This window comes from Pantoea sp. EA-12 (assembly GCF_030053355.1).
Lineage (GTDB): Bacteria > Pseudomonadota > Gammaproteobacteria > Enterobacterales > Enterobacteriaceae > Pantoea > Pantoea vagans_C.
Window position 1 is genome coordinate 56,795 of record NZ_JASGBY010000012.1, and the last position, 17,280, is coordinate 74,074.

The 17,280-nt window shown below is 52.9% G+C and carries 17 protein-coding genes; 8 read left to right on the forward strand and 9 right to left on the reverse strand.

Annotated elements, in window-relative coordinates; all coding sequences use genetic code 11:
• Nucleotides 1-133: 133 nt before the first annotated feature.
• Entirely contained in the window at nt 134-970 is an 837-nt protein-coding gene (locus QMZ30_RS17725) for a helix-turn-helix domain-containing protein (protein ID WP_283228383.1), read from the reverse strand.
• Nucleotides 971-1,123: 153 nt separating this feature from the next.
• Here QMZ30_RS17725 and QMZ30_RS17730 point away from each other — a divergent pair, with 153 nt between their 5' ends.
• From QMZ30_RS17730 to QMZ30_RS17760, 7 genes are all read left to right on the forward strand, one after another.
• Nucleotides 1,124-2,263 carry an ornithine cyclodeaminase family protein gene (locus QMZ30_RS17730; RefSeq protein WP_283228384.1) on the forward strand — a complete coding sequence of 380 codons (1,140 nt, stop codon included), beginning with the start codon at nt 1,124-1,126 and terminating at the stop codon, nt 2,261-2,263.
• 25 nt (nt 2,264-2,288) lie between these two features.
• Complete coding sequence (locus tag QMZ30_RS17735; RefSeq protein ID WP_039337116.1) at nt 2,289-2,711, forward strand: RidA family protein; 423 nt, start codon at nt 2,289-2,291, stop codon at nt 2,709-2,711.
• A 16-nt stretch (nt 2,712-2,727) separates the two neighbouring features.
• Nucleotides 2,728-4,023, forward strand: coding sequence for an NAD(P)/FAD-dependent oxidoreductase (locus QMZ30_RS17740; RefSeq protein WP_283228385.1), 1,296 nt, complete (start codon nt 2,728-2,730; stop codon nt 4,021-4,023).
• Between the two features lie 209 nt (nt 4,024-4,232).
• Nucleotides 4,233-5,669: a 3-isopropylmalate dehydratase large subunit gene (gene leuC, locus QMZ30_RS17745; RefSeq protein WP_283228386.1), complete on the forward strand. Its 1,437-nt coding sequence runs from the start codon at nt 4,233-4,235 to the stop codon at nt 5,667-5,669.
• Nucleotides 5,656-6,282 carry a 3-isopropylmalate dehydratase small subunit gene (gene leuD, locus QMZ30_RS17750; RefSeq protein WP_283228387.1) on the forward strand — a complete coding sequence of 209 codons (627 nt, stop codon included), beginning with the start codon at nt 5,656-5,658 and terminating at the stop codon, nt 6,280-6,282. Before leuC ends, leuD begins: the two co-directional genes overlap by 14 nt.
• Nucleotides 6,279-7,193, forward strand: coding sequence for an alpha/beta fold hydrolase (locus QMZ30_RS17755; RefSeq protein WP_283228388.1), 915 nt, complete (start codon nt 6,279-6,281; stop codon nt 7,191-7,193). The genes leuD and QMZ30_RS17755 overlap by 4 nt, the downstream gene beginning before the upstream one ends.
• A 30-nt stretch (nt 7,194-7,223) precedes the next feature.
• The gene (locus tag QMZ30_RS17760; protein ID WP_283228389.1) at nt 7,224-8,183 is read left to right on the forward strand and encodes a LysR family transcriptional regulator; all 960 of its coding nucleotides are present in this window, start codon (nt 7,224-7,226) and stop codon (nt 8,181-8,183) included.
• A gap of 26 nt (nt 8,184-8,209) precedes the next feature.
• Here QMZ30_RS17760 and QMZ30_RS17765 read toward each other — a convergent pair whose 3' ends face one another.
• The 3 genes from QMZ30_RS17765 to QMZ30_RS17775 all read right to left on the reverse strand — a co-directional run bounded on the left by QMZ30_RS17765 (nt 8,210) and on the right by QMZ30_RS17775 (nt 11,934).
• Nucleotides 8,210-8,515, reverse strand: a complete 306-nt coding sequence (locus QMZ30_RS17765; protein ID WP_045815559.1) for a YdgH/BhsA/McbA family protein — start codon at nt 8,513-8,515, stop codon at nt 8,210-8,212.
• Between the two features lie 276 nt (nt 8,516-8,791).
• The gene (kup, locus tag QMZ30_RS17770) at nt 8,792-10,660 is read right to left on the reverse strand and encodes a low affinity potassium transporter Kup (protein ID WP_283228390.1); all 1,869 of its coding nucleotides are present in this window, start codon (nt 10,658-10,660) and stop codon (nt 8,792-8,794) included.
• 473 nt (nt 10,661-11,133) lie between these two features.
• A complete protein-coding gene (locus QMZ30_RS17775; protein ID WP_039337134.1) occupies nt 11,134-11,934 on the reverse strand; it encodes a MetQ/NlpA family ABC transporter substrate-binding protein in 801 nt (266 codons plus the stop codon).
• A gap of 403 nt (nt 11,935-12,337) precedes the next feature.
• Here QMZ30_RS17775 and QMZ30_RS17780 point away from each other — a divergent pair, with 403 nt between their 5' ends.
• A complete protein-coding gene (locus QMZ30_RS17780) occupies nt 12,338-12,544 on the forward strand; it encodes a hypothetical protein (RefSeq protein WP_153011426.1) in 207 nt (68 codons plus the stop codon).
• A 343-nt stretch (nt 12,545-12,887) separates the two neighbouring features.
• On the opposite strand, the gene QMZ30_RS17785 is transcribed toward QMZ30_RS17780, so the two are convergent.
• From QMZ30_RS17785 to QMZ30_RS17805, 5 genes are all read right to left on the reverse strand, one after another.
• The gene (locus tag QMZ30_RS17785; RefSeq protein WP_283228391.1) at nt 12,888-13,214 is read right to left on the reverse strand and encodes a gamma-glutamylcyclotransferase family protein; all 327 of its coding nucleotides are present in this window, start codon (nt 13,212-13,214) and stop codon (nt 12,888-12,890) included.
• A 727-nt stretch (nt 13,215-13,941) separates the two neighbouring features.
• A complete protein-coding gene (locus QMZ30_RS17790; protein ID WP_283228392.1) occupies nt 13,942-14,487 on the reverse strand; it encodes an RNA polymerase sigma factor in 546 nt (181 codons plus the stop codon).
• A gap of 5 nt (nt 14,488-14,492) precedes the next feature.
• On the reverse strand, nt 14,493-14,924 hold the full coding sequence (locus QMZ30_RS17795) for a hypothetical protein (RefSeq protein ID WP_039337147.1): 432 nt from the start codon (nt 14,922-14,924) through the stop codon (nt 14,493-14,495).
• A 149-nt stretch (nt 14,925-15,073) separates the two neighbouring features.
• Complete coding sequence (locus QMZ30_RS17800) at nt 15,074-16,360, reverse strand: MmgE/PrpD family protein (RefSeq protein WP_283228393.1); 1,287 nt, start codon at nt 16,358-16,360, stop codon at nt 15,074-15,076.
• Nucleotides 16,357-17,280: a serine hydrolase domain-containing protein gene (locus tag QMZ30_RS17805; protein WP_283228394.1), complete on the reverse strand. Its 924-nt coding sequence runs from the start codon at nt 17,278-17,280 to the stop codon at nt 16,357-16,359. The genes QMZ30_RS17800 and QMZ30_RS17805 overlap by 4 nt, the downstream gene beginning before the upstream one ends.

A 17,280-nucleotide genomic window follows, 5' to 3' on the forward strand; every position in this document is an offset into this window, starting at 1 on the left:
CCCTCAACAGCAGGAGAAATTTCTCAGGCAGTCTGTGCCGCCTGAGGCAGGTAACTTAGCGGCATCATTTCTCAGTCTTGAGGCTATCGGATAGAAAAAATCGGACAGTCGCGCAGTGCAACGTTGCACCCTTTTAGTGCTCAGTAAAACGCAGCCGATGGAAATAATCATCGTGGGTAATTCTGCGCTGATAATCGCAGGGCGTGGTGCTGACAAACTTTTTAAATTCACGCAGGAAGTGGGACTGGTCACTGAATCCCAGGTCAAAAGCCAGCTCACTGAATGACAGATCCTGGCGTGAATGAATGGTGTTGATGGCTGACTGGCAGCGCAGAATACGACTGAATGCTTTCGGTGATAGCCCGGTGTCCTGACGGAACTGGCGCTGGATGGTGCGGCAAGAGTATCCGGTTAAGGCTTCCAGTTGATCAACGCGGATGTTGCCATTTAATTTCCGCATGGTCTGAATAATCAATGAGGTGACGGAGGAGGCTTTACGCACCAGACGTGGCGTAAAGTACGCATTAAACAACGCTATCTGCCGGGAGAAATCTCGCGCTTGCACGATTTGCTCGAAAGCCAGACGCGCATCCGGCACCACATCGAGAAAACTGAATTCACTGTCAGGTATTTCCTCGGCCATGACGTCGAGAAAGTCAGGAATGATGCCCGGCGCAAAGCGTACGCCAAAATAGTGATGGTTATGCTGCATATCTGCGCCACGCGCCTCCAGCGTGGTGCCGCAAACGCGGGCGCTGGGATGTTGTGCATCGCAGTCAAACACAATATCAACACATCCGTCCGGTATGGCCAGCGTCATGCTGGCATGCTGCGCCACTTCAAAACTGTAGAAGTGGGAGATAGCCGGATTATCTGAGGCAATCAACGAATAATGCTGCGCGGCATTCAGCACAAACCATGGCTGTTCAGGTTGAAATCCACGATGTCGATACAGAGGTAAGTGTGTCATGGCGTGCTCCGGTGCAGGCGTTATCTGCGTTGAGTAATGCAAGCCCTGTGCCACAGCCCGAGGATTTCCCTGTCGCAAATATTCAATACAGCCTGTTTCTGGCGCGTTATTTGTTATAGCGAAGACGCAAATAGCTGATTGAAGAGGCGCAATATGAGTGATTCAACCCGGATTGATTTTATCTACCTGTCGGAACAGGACATGATTCGTGCTGGCGTGACCGATATGGCCGCCTGCGTGGATACCATGGAAGAGATGTTTGGTTTGCTGTATCACGGCGACTACCGCATGGCAGGCGCGAATAACGATTCACACGGCGCGATGGTGACTTTCCCGGAGAACTCACCTTTCCCCGCGATGCCCAAACCCACCGCAGACCGCCGCATGATGGCGATGCCCGCCTATTTAGGCGGTAATTTCTGCACCGCAGGCGTGAAATGGTATGGCTCTAACATCGCTAATCGCGAAAAAGGCCTGCCGCGCTCCATTCTGATGTTCACCCTGAATGACGCTGACACCGGCGCACCGCTGGCACATATGTCGGCCAATCTCTTATCTGCTTACCGTACTGGCGCGGTGCCCGGTGTGGGCGCGCGTCATCTGGCACGTAAAGATTCGCGAGTGATTGGCTTACTCGGGCCGGGCGTGATGGGAAAAACCGCTGTTGCGGCATTCATCGCCGTTTGCCCGCAGATCGATACCATCAAAGTGAAAGGTCGTGGTCAGCGTAGTCTCGATAATTTCCTCACCTGGGTGCAAGAGACCTATCCGCAAATTAAACAGGTAAAGATTGTCGATTCGCTGGAAGAGGTGGTGCGTGGAAGTGACATTGTCACCTATTGCAGCTCCGGCGAAGTGGGCGATCCCGCCACCTATCCCATTGTGAAACGTGAATGGGTAAAAGCCGGGGCATTCCTGGCGATGCCCGCGCTGTGCAGCATTGATGCCGGCATGGAGCAGGCTGATGTACGCAAAGTACTGGATAACACCGGCTTGTATCACGCCTGGTTTGACGAAGTGCCCAAACCCGCTCATCGCACTATTCCAATTATCGGCGTGCGTTTTATGGATATGTTGGACGCTGGGCAGCTGCAGGCGGAGCAACTTGAAGATATCGGCAAGATCGTCGCCGGAGAAGCACCGGGTCGCCAGAACGATGAGGAGATCATCATCATGTCCGTCGGTGGGATGCCGGTAGAGGACGTGGCATGGGGCACAGTGCTGTATCGCAAGGCCATCGAGCAAGGCATCGGCGTGAAACTGAACCTGTGGGAATCACCGGTTTTAAGCTAATACATTGATCATAAGAGAAAATATCATGACGAATATCATCAAGGTTAAAACCGGTTCAAAATTTGAAGAGCAGGCAAGTTATTCGCGGATTGTCGCGGTAGATAACTGGATTTATGTGTCCAACACTGCCGGGCGCAACCCGCAGACCAAAGAGATTCCTTCCGATTTGCGTGAACAGACCTTGCAGGTGTTTGCCAACATTGAAGCCGCGCTGGCCGCTATCGATGCATCATTACAGGATGTGGTGTGCTCTCGGGTGTTTATTCAAAACCCGGAGGATGTCCCAACGGTGATGGCCATCATTGGTGAGAAATTTAGAGGTGTGAATCCTGCATCCACCGTCACCTGTCCACCGCTCGGATCAACCGTTTATAAAGTTGAGCTGGAAGTCACTGCCTATCGTGGTGCGGGCAAAGCCGAGGTTCAGGAAATTACCGTAGCCCTGTAAGGGCGGGAGACGCGTTATGGCACCTGTTATTACGCCAGTGACAACTTCAGAAGTTATGCCTGCGGCCACCACCGTGGTGATCATTGGCGGGGGCATCGTCGGGTTAACCGCCGCGCTGACGCTGGCAGAACGCAACATTCCGGTGGTGGTGCTGGAGAAAGGGCGCATTGCGGGCGAGCAGTCATCACGCAATCTGGGTTGGATACGTAAAACCAGCCGGGCGTTGGAGGATATTCCGCTGGCGCAGGCGGCAGATCGACTGTGGGCCGGAATGGCGGCGCGGGTAGGCAGTGATGTGGGTTATCGCCAGGCGGGCATTATGTTTGTCGCCCGTGACGAGAAGCAGATGGCGATGCATGAAAAATGGCTTAACGGCGTCAATGCCGCGGGATTAGATACCCGTCTGCTCAGCCATAGCGAAGTAGCCGCCCATGTTCCGGGTGGCGCGGGAAAATGGGCAGGCGGCATTTTTACCGCTTCGGACGGACGCGCTGAACCAACACTGGCGGCGAGCGCGATAGCCCAAGCCGCGCTGGCAAAGGGTGCCGTGATTATTGAACAATGCGCGGTGCGCGCCCTTGCCACGCAAAACGGGTGCGTGAGCGGCGTGGTGACGGAACAGGGTGAAATTCGTTGCGATCAGGTGCTGCTAGCCGCCGGTGCCTGGTCACGGCGCTTTTTAGGTAACCACGGTATCAACCTGCCCACCTTACCGCTGATCTGTTCGGTGATGCGCACAAAACCGCTGCAAGGCCCAACCAACATCGCCGTCGGCGCGCCAGATTTCTCGTTCCGTCAACATCAGGATGGCGGCTTTATTGTGACGCAGCGCGGCGCATTGGATGCCCCCTTGACGCTTGATCATTTGTTGATCGGAACCCGTTATATGCCGCAGTTACGCCATGCGCGCGACAATTTACGTATCTCGCTGGGCAAATATTTCGTGAAGGACCTTGCGATGGCGCGGCGCTGGCGACACGATCGACGCTCGCCCTTTGAGCACGTCCGCACCCTGGACCCGCAAGCCAATCCTGCATTGAACAGTGAAGCCATGCGCAATTTACGTGCTGCCTGGCCCGCCTTTCAGCAGGCGGAAATGGCGGCGTCATGGGCGGGAGTGATTGACGTGACGCCGGATTCTAACCCGGTGATCGGCCCGGTGGCCTCAATGCCGGGATTGACGCTGGCCACCGGTTTTTCAGGGCACGGTTTTGGCACTTCACCAGCAGCGGGGCAGTTGGCTGCGGATTTGCTGACCGGACATGTACCGATTATTGATCCTTCACCGTATCGCTTTGAGCGTCTGATGTAGGCGTGATTAGCTATGGTTATGTTGCAGGCTGGGGCCTCACAGGGGGTGTTTACCTTAGTGCGGGTTCTGGCTGAGTTCGCAACGTTTTAAGAGCAGTTCAGTTCACACTTCGTCATTTATATCTCCACTTAACGTGTTCATCATCCCACCCACAATTGTATTACCTTATTGTCTCTAATGACTTGTTAATACTTTATGTGGGCAATCGCATGGCTAACAAAACGTTGTATGAAAAACTGGTCGATCAACACGTCGTCCGTCAGTTAGACGATGATGGGCATGTTCTGCTCTATATCGATCGCTCCATTTTGAATGAATACACCAGCCCGCAAGCCTTCAGTGGTTTGCGCGAACATCAACGTTCGGTGCGCCATCCGGCGACGATTTTGCTTAATGTCGATCACGTGAATCCCACCCGTCCACAGCGTGATGACGCCATGACGGATGCGGGAGGACAACTTCAGGTGGAGTACTTCCGCCAGAACGCGGCACATTTCGGCATTGAACTGTTTGATGTCATGGACCCGCGTCAAGGTATTGAGCACGTTGTTGCCCATGAACAAGGGATGGTGATGCCCGGCATGGTGATTGCGGCGGGTGACAGCCACACCACCACCTATGGCGCGTTTGGTGCGCTGGGTTTCGGTATTGGCACCTCGGAAATTGAACATCTGTTGGCCACGCAAACGCTGATTTACCGCAGACTGAAAACCATGCAGGTTAACGTCAGCGGTGAACTGCCTTATGGCTGTTCGGCTAAGGATATTATTCTCGCGCTGATTGAGACTATCAGCGCTTCTGGGGCAACCGGCTACGCCATTGAATTCTGCGGGCCGACTATTGAGGCGCTGAGCATGGAAGGGCGCATGACCCTGTGCAATATGGCGGTGGAAGCGGGCGCACGCGGGGCGATTATCGCGCCGGATGAAAAAGTGTTCGCCTATATTGAAGGCAAACCACAAATGCCAACGGGCGCACTGTGGGAGCTGGCAAAATCAGCGTGGCTGACGTTGCGCAGCGATCCTGATGCGAAGTTTGACCGGAGCATTTCACTCGATTGCAGCGACCTTGAACCGAAAGTGACCTGGGGGATTAGCCCAGATCAAACCAGTGCGATCAGCGGTTGTGTACCGGATCCCGCGCAGGAGAAAGACCCGGTAAAACAGCAAGCTCTGCACACTGCATTAAACTATATGGGGCTTGAACCCGGCACGCCATTGTCACACATCGCCATTACCCATGCTTTTATCGGCTCATGCACCAACGGGCGCATTGAGGATCTACGCGCGGCGGCTGCCGTAATTGGCGAACGGAAAATTGCCCGTCATGTGCGCGGTATCATTGTGCCCGGCTCCACTCAGGTGCGGCAGCAGGCGGAAGAAGAGGGCTTAGCGGATATATTTCAGCGCGCGGGCTTTGAGTGGCGGCAGTCGGGGTGTTCTATGTGTCTGGCAATGAATGAAGATGTGCTGGCACCGGGCGACCGCTGTGCCTCGGGCACCAATCGTAATTTTCCTGGCCGCCAGGGGGCGGGCGCACGAACGCATTTAATGAGCCCGGCAATGGTGGCTGCCGCCGCAGTTGCGGGCCACCTGATCGATGTACGCAGCTTGATGACAGCAGAGGTGCAAAATGGAAGCGTTTAACAATATCACCGGCAGAATTGCGCCATTGCCTGCCGCAAATATCGACACTGATGTCATCATGCCAAAGCAATTTCTGAAAGGCATCGATCGGCAGGGGTTGGACCGGGGCGTATTCTTTGACCTGCGTTTTCTGGCCGATGGCACGCCCAATCCTGCCTTCATTCTCAATCAGCCGGGCTGGCAGCAGGCAACCTTTCTCTTGGTCGGGGCCAACTTTGGCTGTGGTTCCAGCCGTGAACATGCGGTTTGGGGGCTCAATCAGTTGGGGATCCGCGCGATTATCGGCACCAGCTTTGCCGGAATTTTTGACGATAACTGCCAGCGCAATGGTGTGCTGACACTGACGTTGAGCGAGGAAGACTATCAGCAGTTAAGTGCAGCAACAGCCGATGCCGCTCACAATCAAATCACCGTATCACTGGAGCAGCAGACCATCCGCTTTGGTCAGCACACCCTCCCTTTTCACGTCAGCGCGTTGAAACGTGAGATGTTGTTAGGCGGTGGCAGCGCAGTGGACTGGACGCTGCAATATGAATCGGATATTTCGCAGTTTGAAGTTCAACATTTCGCTCAGCGTCCGTGGCTGCAACGGGTAAAAGGACCAACAGCATGAGTAACGTGTCTGATTGTGGTGCATCACCGTTTATCGACGGCTTTGTGCTCAAAGACGTGAAGCTGGCAAATGGCGTCACACTGCGGGTGGCGATGGGCGGTGAAGGCTCGCCGCTGTTGATGTTGCATGGTCATCCGCAGAACCATCTGGCGTGGCGAAAAGTCGCGCCACAGCTGGCAGAAAAATATCAGGTCATTCTGCCGGATTTACGCGGTTACGGAGACAGCGACAAACCGGTCAGCGATGAACAGCATCTTACTTATGCGAAACGCAGCATGGCCGAAGATATCAGCCAGCTTATCGATGCGCTGGGGCTTGAGCGAGTGGCGTTTGTCGGACACGATCGCGGCGGCCGCGTTGGGCATCGTCTGGCACTGGATCATCCCGAAAAACTCGCCTGCTGTACCTTTGTCGATATCGCGCCAACCGCAACCATGTATGCGCAAACCGATAAAGCCTTTGCTACGCGCTATTTCTGGTGGTTTTTCCTTATTCAGCCCTATCCGTTACCTGAAACCATGATCGGCCACGATCCGGCGTTCTTCTTGAAAAAACACATTGAGGGCCAGCTCAAAACGCCAGATGCCACCTCGGAGGAAATCTTCAATGATTACCTGCGCTGTTATCAGCAGCCGGAGATGATTCACGCCGTGTGTGAGGATTACCGTGCCGCCGCGACCATTGATTTAGAACAAGATGCACAGGACAGCGAGAAACGTATCGCCTGTCCGTTGCAATTGCTCTGGGGTGAAAAGGGCACGGTGGGCCAGCTATATGATGTGGTTGCAACCTGGCAGGATAAAGCGCGGGATGTGCAGGGAAGTGCGCTGCCGTGTGGACATTCACCCCAGGAAGAGGTGCCAGAGCTATTCCTTAACGAGCTTCAGGGCTTTCTGAACTCTGTGCTATAAACGCGTGATGTGAATTAAACGCGGAAAAATATGAAACGAGAACTGGCTGGCAAAAACACCCAGAAGCCGCTGCAGGGTTGGCCCTCCGTCGAAGACCTCTATGTCTTTATCAGTGTGGCGCGCCATGATGGATTTGGTCGTGCCGCTGTGGAGTTGGGTCAGTCGCCATCGTATATCAGCAAACGCATTGCCATTCTGGAGAAGCAGCTGGATACCCGGCTGTTTTTCCGCACCAATCGCGTGATGCGCCTGACGCCAGAAGGTGAACAGGCACTGGAAGGCGCAAGGCAAGTCATCGAGGAGATGGATTCATTTTTGAATAATTTCCAACAGTGGCGCGGTGCATTAACCGGCGAGATGACTGTCGGATGTTCCCTCGGCTTCGGTCAGGACTATCTCTCTGATGCCATTTCAGCTTTTATCTCTTTGCACCCTTCGTTGAATATCAAACTTGTTCTTAGCGACCGTCAAATTGACCTGATGCAGTCAGGCACCGATGTGGATATTCAGGTGGGAGACGATCTGAATGACGCCTATATCGCCCGTAAGTTGGCCGCAAACCGGCGCATTCTTTGCGCATCCGCTGAATATTTACAGCATCACGCTCCCCTTCATTCTCTGGATGGATTAATCGACCACAGCTGTTTAATCATCAATGAGAAGCATAATACTTTCGGTCATTGGGCGTTGACGGACGGTAAACAGCAGGTGTTGTGTCGGCTGAATAGTCATTATTCGTCGAACAGCGGCAAGGTTATTCTTAATTGGGCGTTAAAGTCGCACGGTATTGCGCTGCGCTCTGCATGGGATGTTGCCCCTTATCTGGCCAGTGGTGAACTGGTGCATGTTTTACCGCAGTGGTATCAGGAGGCAAATATTTGGGCGGTGTATACGCAACGGACATCAGAATCGCCGCGCATTAAAGTCTTTATTGATTTTTTGGTGCAATACTTTGCAAAAAAAAGCCTGTCACGGGAGTGGCAGGCTTAATTTCAGCTTCGGTGCGTAGGTTAACATTAGCCGTACGCCACTTTACTGTTGATGTGGTACAGCGTTGCGGTGGCAGCCATCACATGCTGACCATCATGGCCCGGCTCATGGGATTCAACATCGGTAATGTGATAACCCACGGCGCCTGCGGCGAGTGTTTTCTTCACAATCGCATCAGTCAGCTCTTCCATCGAGGTGGCCCAGCTCACTGAAGTGAAGCCTACAGGGTGAATCGATGATAATTCGCGATGAGTAAGATCAGCACGAACTAAAACCGGTTTAACATTTTGCGGTGTGAAAATAGAAATTACATCATTAATAAGTTCTTTCATGGTCATACTCCTCAAAAACATTCGAGCCGATTTCTAAGCTACAGGTTTTATTGTTGATAATGGGTTTATAAATACCGGCAGTTGCGCACGACAGATTATCTGCGCCGGTACGTTAATAAACACCTTTTGAGGTTATGCGTTTTAGCTTTAGTTGCTAATTAGTTGTTAAGAAAAGTTCAGCCACAACTCTGACAATCTTTCGGGAATATTTTTTCATCTGCTTACATTTATCACGTTCAGATAAATAAATGGGGCGCCTAAATACGCCCCAAAAGGTTAAAACTCGCGTTGACCACCCAACTCAATGACCCGATTCGGTGGGATGTTGAATTGCTCATGCGCGCGCAACGCATTGCGCTGGCAGAAGTGGAAGATGCCGCCTTTAATCCGCGCCAGTCCTTTGCGCTTTTTCATCACCAGGGTGTCATGGGAAGTGAAGAAAGAGGCTTCGTTGACGGTACAACCAAATCCTTCCAGTCCACATAAATGCAGGACTTCAGCCATAGACGGTACTTCTCGCCAGCCGTAAGCCGCTGTGACCTGCCAAAAAGAGGCTGACAGTTGAGTAATGGTGATACGTTTCTGGTTGTGCACGCGCGGGGTATCAGTGGTGCGGATATTCAATAACACCACGCGTTTGTGCAAAACCCGGTTGTGTTTCAGGTTGTGCAACAGCGCCTGCGGGATTTCAAACTCTTTGCGCGCAAGGAAGATGGCGGTGCCAGGCACGCGGCTGGGAGGGTTGGTTTCCAGCGATTTCACCAGTGCCTGCAGGCTTTCCGGATCGTTGTTCAACCGCTTAATCAGCCGATTACGCTCGGTGCTCCAGATCAGCATCAATCCCATCATCGTCAAGGCCATCAGCACCGGCACCCAACCGCCTGATAATAGCTTCATCAGGTTAGCGGCAAACAGCGGTACATCAATCGTCAACATGCAGACCAAAAATACCAGCGCCAGCGGCAGCGGCCATTTCCAGTTGCGCAGCGCCACCACGCCCGCAAGGCACGCGGTGATCACCATGGTGCCGGTCACCACAATACCGTACGCAGAGGAGAGGGCGGAAGACTGACGGAACGCCAGCACGATCACGGTGACGGCAACAAACAGTAGCCAGTTAACCACTGGAATATAGATTTGCCCGGATTCGGTATGCGAGGTGAACACAATGCGCATCGGCGGCAGGAAGCCTTGACGAATCGCCTGATGGGTTAAGGTGTAGACGCCTGAAATCACCGACTGTGCGGCGATGACAGTGGCGAGGGTCGATAACACAATCAGCGGAATCTGCCCCCAACCCGGTGCGAGGTTGAAAAACGGGTTGTTGATGGCTTGGGCGTCAGCGATGACTAATGCGCCTTGCCCAAAGTAGTTGAGCACCAGAGCTGGCATCGCGATCACCAACCACGCCATGCGAATGGGGGCTTTGCCAAGATGACCCATATCCGCGTACAAGGCTTCAGCACCGGTGACCGCCAGTACCACCATGCCCAGTGCGGCAAAGGCGAGCGTTTCGTGAGTGACTAAAAACGTTAATGCAAAAGCGGGATTGAGGGCATGCAGCACGGTGGGATTGAGCAAGATGCCGCGAATGCCCAATGCACCAATGGAAACAAACCAGATAAACATCACAGGGCCAAATACCTTGCCCACTTTCTCTGTGCCGTGTTTTTGAATCATAAACAGTAGGGTGAGGATCACTACCGCCAGCGGCACGACATATTTATCCAGATGCGGTGAGACCACCTCAATGCCTTCAATCGCCGACAGTACGGAAATGGCCGGTGTGATGATGCCGTCACCATAGAAGAACGCGCCGCCGGTCAGACCCGCGAGCACAATAATATGGCCTATTTTCGGGCTGACATGGCGACGCGCCAGGGACATCAGCGTCAAAATACCGCCTTCACCATCGTGGTCAGCGCGCATGACAAAACAGACATATTTCAGGGTCACGATCAGAGTGAGTGCCCAGAAAATCAGCGATAAAAACCCCATCACTGCGGTGGTGGAGACAGAACCATCCGGCAGGATTGAAAGACACTCTTTGAGGGTGTAGAGCGGGCTGGTACCGATATCTCCAAACACGATCCCGGCGGCGGCTAACATGCCAGCAGGCAGGGATAGTTTCTCGGTCTGACTCATAAAATTCCTGTTTCTTATCAGTATGGAACGGCGATGACTGTGTGTATGAAGCAGAACATATCGCTTAACCCGAGAGGTGAATAGCAGGTGGCGATTTTATGCACTGCATTTTTACGCCTTAATGCCATATTTTTACGCCATTTTTATATCGCAGCTTACTTTTTGATCTCAGAATAGCCGATAAATCAGAAGCAAACTGACGGCTGACGACCACAAATGCGACAGAGATAAACGAATCCTATCCGGATCGTTTTTCCTCCCCATCCGTTAAACCACATTTATCCGCCATTTACGTTGCCTGACCTACATTCGAGCCAATCCTTGATGGACCTTTTATTTCTATAACCAACCAAATTTACCGACTATCCGCACCGTTGCGTAGTATCGACCCAGGATGCGACCATCGCCGAACTGATGGAAGTGGATTTCAAATAAAAAAGCCGCGCAACGATGCGCGGCTTCAAACACTTGTCTTACCAGCCTTTGATAATATCGCCTTTATAGATTTCGTTGGCTTTATCCAGCACCGGCTGCGACTGGAACGCTTCTTTTAACTTCTGCACATTGGCACTGTCTTTATTGTCTTCACGCGCCACGATGGCATTGACGTAAGGTGAGGCTTTACCTTCCATAAACATACCATCACGTGAAGCGGAGAGATTAACCAGTGCGGCAAAGTTGTTATTGATGATTGAAATATACACCTGTGGATCGTCCAGCGTACGTGCCAGCTGTGGCGTATCGACTTCGATGATTTTCAGCTTCTTCGGATTGTCGGTGATATCCAGCGTAGTTGGCAGCAATCCAGCTTCCGGTTTGACCTTAATCAACCCCTGCGCCTGTAACAGCAACAGACTGCGGCCCAGCGTTGTGGCTTCGTTTGAAATGGTGATGGTGGCACCATCAGGCAGCTCACTCAGCGATTTAATTTTGCGAGAGTAGCCGGCAATCGGGAACACGAAAGTATTGGTGACCACTGCAAATTTGTAGCCGCGCTCTTTTGACTGCATTTCAAGGTAAGGCAGGCTTTGGAAGGCGTTAACATCGACATCTTTGTTCATCAAAGCTTCATTGGGCTGCACATAGTCATTGAACGCCACCACATCGACATCCAACTGATATTTATCATGCGCCACTTGTTTGACGGTCTGCCAGAGCGCTTCATCAGGACCGGTATTGATCGCGACTTTGATGGTGTTGTCTTTATTGTTATCGCAAGCGCTCAGCAGTGAAACCGCGGCGGCGAGCAGGGTAGTAAGCACAATTTTCTTCATAACACAGGTCCCTTAGAAACGTAGGGAACGGACTATAATATACGTCTGGACGTCTGTACATCCGTTATCGGTGCGTTTGCTTATAATTCAGCCATTCATTCATTGCTGCCATCCATAGCAAATAGTCATTAATCGCCGTGATTGACATTGATTCTGACTGATATATCCAGCATGAAACCATTCAGTAAAAACACAGTATTTTTATCATGCAAGGGCTTTTAAAGCGCAGCGCGTAAATGAGATCGATCTCATTCATCAGCGTTGGTATGGGTTTTTGTCGATGCAGTGACTGTTGGGATTGGGAATTTTTGCAAATTGTCATATTAATATAACTGCATTGTGCATTCAGGGACTGACAAGATAATCTGTTGCCGCAGATTATCTTGTTATAGATCAGGAGAGGATGATGCAGTCCGTTAAAGCGTTGGATATGGAGCAGTTGAATACGTTGCTGGCAAGTGGTAAGCACCCTTCAGTTATTATTGGCTTTACGCTTACCAGCGATGCGTTTTTTACCATGGCCGCTTACTGGCGCGACCGGGGTGTCACCATTGAAAAGCGCGATGAGTTTTTCGTTGCCACCACCGAGAATTCCCTGACCACTTCCTAAAACGTACCGCTCAACACCTTAAAGCGCGAGTTTAATAAAGGCATGCAGATCGTTTATCGCCTGTTCCCGCGCTTCAGTCTCTTGCACCACAATCAGTAAATCCGCATAGCCGTTTAGCATTGCGCTGAGCTGACCGCGAAGCCATCAGCTATTTATCGATTGGCGTGGCTGCTGCTTGAGAAGTACTCGCAGCTCAAAGAGATTGGCAAGCACGTCAACACCGGACTGGCGGAATAATCATGACTTAAGGCAGCGGATATATCGCGCCGCTGCCTCTTTCACCTTTTTTGCTCATCGCGGGTCTAGCCTCCGTCCCATGCCGTGCTTGAGATCTGGAGCGGGATTATCGCGGCTGCAACTGATAAATCCACGCAGTAATCTTTTGGCCATCGAGGGTGGTGACTTCAACATCAATCCGATCATAACCGTCCTCGAACTCATCCAGCATCGGCCAGTGTGACGTTAGATTTGGCGAAAAGAATAACGATCCCGCAACGGTGCCCGCATGCTTGTCCAGCACGATGCCGGGAAAATCCGCAGCCGCACCCCAACCGCGTTCATAGAACTGCCCATTAACCGTTCCCGCCAGCCATTCACCGCCGATGTTTTCCAGAATATGGGCATTTACGTGTCCAGGTTGTAGGGTGCCATACACAAATAAAGGTTTCATTTTCCCTCGTAAAATCAATCAAAAGAGTGACTCTAGCCGCCGATGACTGAATTGTCATCTTCAAGATTAGGTGAGTTGCCTGGTCGCCATCAATGGCGTAATGCTCGTCAGTAAAGGACTCTGGTTGGTTATTGATAAGTGGCCTGTCTTTTCAGTGCGGGCTCTGCCGCCACTACTGCCCCCTCTGGGCCGTCCTCGCGCCGCTGACGCGGTACCTTCGACTTCCACGTCGTGCCGGACGGACCGTTCGCGGATGACCATCCATGGTCGGCCGCGAACTGCCCCACGCCTCCCCGCGTGGGGCTCCTGGCCCAACGTAAAAGTCTCAGCGCTGCGGATAACCCTGAGGGGGCAGCAGAGGCGTCATAGCCTCAGGCAATGTGCCCTTTTTGACAACCCGCACTGAAGCTAATGAGCAGGCTGGGGCCGCACCGGGGCAGGCATCCGCAGCGCTGAGCTGAGCGAGTCTGCCAGGAGAGCCCGCAGGACTCGGGCGAAAGGTGGCGCTGGAACATGGATGTTCCATCGGCACCGGTCCGTTAAGGCAGACGAGTGAAGTGAAGGCACCGCGTAGCGGCGCGAGGACCGCCAGCCCCGGTGCGGCTCCAGCCGGCGTTATCGTCAGTCGCTTAACTGACAAGCATTACGCCATAAATGACAACCCTACGACGATCGTGCGCGGTTTTCGTAGGGTACGCATTTATACATGTCAGAGGAAGATGACTTATTACTGGGTCAAATCATCATACACACTGCGTAACCGTGTGCGTAAATAGAGCACCGCCTTATGCTTGCGTGATAACAGCGTTTGCACGCTCACATCCATCTCGTCAGCCAACTCGTTGTAGCTGTAATCCAGCAGCTCAGTTTTCTCAAACACCTCGCGCTGTGTCTCAGGAAGTTCGGCTAAGGCGGCTTCCAGCTCCTCCCACAGCAGCGTTTTAAGATAATCATCTTCCGGTGTTTGCGGCACGCCGAATAACGTTTCCGCCAGTTCATCTTCGGGAAAATCTTCTTCATCAGCACCGGTGAACAACTCGGCCAACGGCAGTTCACGCTTTTTTCGTGCCCGGTCGGTCATTTCATTACGTGCTGCACGGAATAGCCACGCCGCCACATTCTCAACCGGCTGTTCCACCTGCATCAGTTTGTACGTCACTTCTTGCAGAATATCGTCAGCATCTTCGCTCACCGCAGTGCGACCGCGAATAAATGCCCGCAATTTGTTGCGGCAGGCGCTGAGTGCTGACAGCAGCAGTGAATCCTGCGCCATGAGGCTTACTCGGCGTCTGGAGATTGCGGAGCACGTTGGTCAGGCTGATCGCGGGTCTCATCGCGACGACCATGTCGGTCACAGCGATCTCGGCGACCGCGACGAAATCCTTCACGACGATGCTGCATAAACTCCTCACGCTGTTCGGGGCTCATTTGCATCCAACGTTCGTGCATCCGGCGACGCGCCATACCGAACATGCCCGGACGGAAACCCAATCCGCCAAACAGAATGCGACACAGTGCCAGCAGACCTATCGCCTGCCAAAAGCCGATACTCTTCACGCCGATAATGGCGGGAAGAATGGCATTCCATAACGACATCACCAGCAAGCCCAGCACGGCAATCAACACCGCACCCAGCAGCAGCGGTTTCAGCATCCGGTGGCGGGCAAAAGGGTGACCACGGTGGTGTCTGTGCATATCAAAATCTCTCATTGTGTTGTTCCTCATTACATTAGCGGAAATCGCCTGGTAATGAGGTAGACGAATGAGCGATGCAAATATTGCTGGGTAAATTCATTCTTTTAAAAAAAATTCTGATTCTCACTGTTTTGGCTCATTCCAACGCGGTTTGAGCCGCAAGCTCAAACCATCAATTGACGAAGGAAACGCAGATCCATTTGCTGATCCAACGTCAGCAACATTTGATAGAGCGCCGGCGCATTTACCACATCAGCACAGCAATCGTAAAACTTTTCCTCACGTTCACTGGCGCTGAAGGGCTCATCGAGCGTGCCGCGAGCACGTCGCCTTGAATGCACGATTTCCTGCCCATCTTTGAAGCGTAAGGTGAGAACGTGGGGCAAGTCCCGGCTTTCAGCTTCCTGTTCGGCTGTCCAGGGATCGAGGGTAACCATCGCCAACTGGCTGGTCTCACTCTGTTGTTGCACACGTTCCAGGGTAAAATCCTGCACGCTCAACGTGCCGTGTTTCAGCATCATCGCGACACAATATTGCATGGAAAAACGCGCCTGCATCTCATCTTCCGGCTGGTGATAAGCCAGATTGCGGCAGTTGGCAATGCCCACCTGACAATGCACACTCTCAATGTCGTCGATGTTCAACCTTTGCTGTTGTTGGAGGTCAACAATGGCATCAAGAATGCGATGTGTAGAGCCACAGCACGGGTACTTTTTCGGCATCACTCCGATGCATTCAATCACATGTTGTTCCGCGCCTGGCAATGAGGGTTGGTTGACTTTCCCGGCGTACAACTCCGCAAAACCCTGAGCACACTCAATGATATCCAGTCGCCCCTGCATACCGGTTTTGGCCAGTGTTGCGGCATCAACCGCGTTCCGCGCCGCCATGCCAGCATGAAACGGTTTTAACGGTGTGCCGAACTGCCCTTTAACGCCGCTCGCCAGGCTAACCGCGATGCTTAAAGCACGTGCGATTCCCGCTGCATCCAGCCCCATTAAGGCAGCTACGCCCGCCGCACTGCCGATACAACCGACCGTTGATGTCCCGTGCCAACCCGCCGTGTAGTGCTGATAGCCGATGGCCTCACCAATATAGGCCTGGGCCTGCAAGCCAATGAGATAAGCGCGTATCAACGCTGGACCGGTTGCATCCTTAGCGACAGCAAGCAGCGCCGGAACCAAGACAGCGGATGCGTGACTCATACCTGGCGCAAAATTGTCATCAAAGTCGATGGCGTGTGCGGCAGTAGCATTCATCAATGCATCCTGCGACGGAGTACGTTGCATGCCAGGCCAGGCCTGTTGCACCGACTGGGTTGAAAAATCACTACGGCCAGCCACCAAACATGCCAGCGTATCTGTGATTGCCTCACACGCCAGTTGACGAGCTCGGTGAGAAAAGGGCGGTGGCGTCGCGCACCACTGTGCCAGCGTTTCAATTAACGTCATGATGTCACCTCCATATCGAGAGCCGTAAATAGCGTGTGCAACAGGTTGCCGATCTGAAAACGGTTTACCTCTTGGCCGGGTATGCGGGTATCAACACGATGCACGATCACCAAATCGTGACTGGGGATCACCAAACAAAAATGTCCACCCGCGCCGCGTGCCGAGTAACTTCCTTCGGGCAGAATCACCTCTGGCCAGGCAACCCCGGCGCGAGTCACCCACCACATGTAGCCGTAGGCGCCACGGTCCCCGGCGTGAGAAATCGGCAGCGTGCTGGTCCTGACCCAGTGCGCTGGAATCACCTGTTGATCGTTCCATCGTCCTTTTTGCAGGAACAGCTGACCGAAGCGCAGCAGATCGCGGCTGGAAAGGGTAAATGGATAGGCTGGATGATCGGAAAAATCGCCCGACTCAAGCCAGCTATCCTCTTGTGGCCGGTAATCCTGCATGCCAATCGGATCGGCAATGCGGCGGGTAAATGCCTGATTAATGGCTTCACCAGTCAGCTGCCGATAGGCAGTGCCCAGCACGTTGAAATCCCAGTTGCTGTAACACCAGTTTTCTCCTGGCGCATGCAAGTGACGCGGTGGTTTGATGCGCTGCATCCAGGCCGTTTCGTAGTTGGCTGGATGGTAAATACCCGAACGCGCGGTCAGGAGATCGTACAGCGTGGCCTGTTTTTCGCTGTCACTGAGCGCTTCGCGATCGTCAATTTTCATCGCCTGCAAGCTGAGTGAAATATCGAACAGTCCTTCCGCAGCGGCACAGCCAATCAACGCACTCAAAAAGCTTTTACGCATGGAATGGCAAGGATAGCGTTGGGCCACATCACCATAGTGAAAAAGTGTTTCATTACCCCGCGTGACCAGCAGCACGGCGGTGGCTTGCGTCGCTAACTGCTGTTGAAGTTTTTCAAACAT

Excerpts from the sequence above, each read along its gene's own strand:
- QMZ30_RS17730 (WP_283228384.1), top strand. The coding sequence starts at position 1,124 with ATGAGTGATTCAACCCGGATTGATTTTATCTACCTGTCGGAACAGGAC.
- QMZ30_RS17780 (WP_153011426.1), top strand. The coding sequence starts at position 12,338 with ATGATGCAGTCCGTTAAAGCGTTGGATATGGAGCAGTTGAATACGTTG.
- QMZ30_RS17725 (WP_283228383.1), bottom strand. The coding sequence starts at position 970 with ATGACACACTTACCTCTGTATCGACATCGTGGATTTCAACCTGAACAG.
- QMZ30_RS17790 (WP_283228392.1), bottom strand. The coding sequence starts at position 14,487 with ATGGCGCAGGATTCACTGCTGCTGTCAGCACTCAGCGCCTGCCGCAAC.
- QMZ30_RS17735 (WP_039337116.1), top strand. The coding sequence starts at position 2,289 with ATGACGAATATCATCAAGGTTAAAACCGGTTCAAAATTTGAAGAGCAG.
- leuC (WP_283228386.1), top strand. The coding sequence starts at position 4,233 with ATGGCTAACAAAACGTTGTATGAAAAACTGGTCGATCAACACGTCGTC.
- leuD (WP_283228387.1), top strand. The coding sequence starts at position 5,656 with ATGGAAGCGTTTAACAATATCACCGGCAGAATTGCGCCATTGCCTGCC.
- QMZ30_RS17800 (WP_283228393.1), bottom strand. The coding sequence starts at position 16,360 with ATGACGTTAATTGAAACGCTGGCACAGTGGTGCGCGACGCCACCGCCC.
- QMZ30_RS17760 (WP_283228389.1), top strand. The coding sequence starts at position 7,224 with ATGAAACGAGAACTGGCTGGCAAAAACACCCAGAAGCCGCTGCAGGGT.
- QMZ30_RS17765 (WP_045815559.1), bottom strand. The coding sequence starts at position 8,515 with ATGAAAGAACTTATTAATGATGTAATTTCTATTTTCACACCGCAAAAT.
- QMZ30_RS17785 (WP_283228391.1), bottom strand. The coding sequence starts at position 13,214 with ATGAAACCTTTATTTGTGTATGGCACCCTACAACCTGGACACGTAAAT.
- QMZ30_RS17775 (WP_039337134.1), bottom strand. The coding sequence starts at position 11,934 with ATGAAGAAAATTGTGCTTACTACCCTGCTCGCCGCCGCGGTTTCACTG.
- QMZ30_RS17795 (WP_039337147.1), bottom strand. The coding sequence starts at position 14,924 with ATGAGAGATTTTGATATGCACAGACACCACCGTGGTCACCCTTTTGCC.
- kup (WP_283228390.1), bottom strand. The coding sequence starts at position 10,660 with ATGAGTCAGACCGAGAAACTATCCCTGCCTGCTGGCATGTTAGCCGCC.
- QMZ30_RS17755 (WP_283228388.1), top strand. The coding sequence starts at position 6,279 with ATGAGTAACGTGTCTGATTGTGGTGCATCACCGTTTATCGACGGCTTT.
- QMZ30_RS17740 (WP_283228385.1), top strand. The coding sequence starts at position 2,728 with ATGGCACCTGTTATTACGCCAGTGACAACTTCAGAAGTTATGCCTGCG.
- QMZ30_RS17805 (WP_283228394.1), bottom strand. The coding sequence starts at position 17,280 with ATGTTTGAAAAACTTCAACAGCAGTTAGCGACGCAAGCCACCGCCGTG.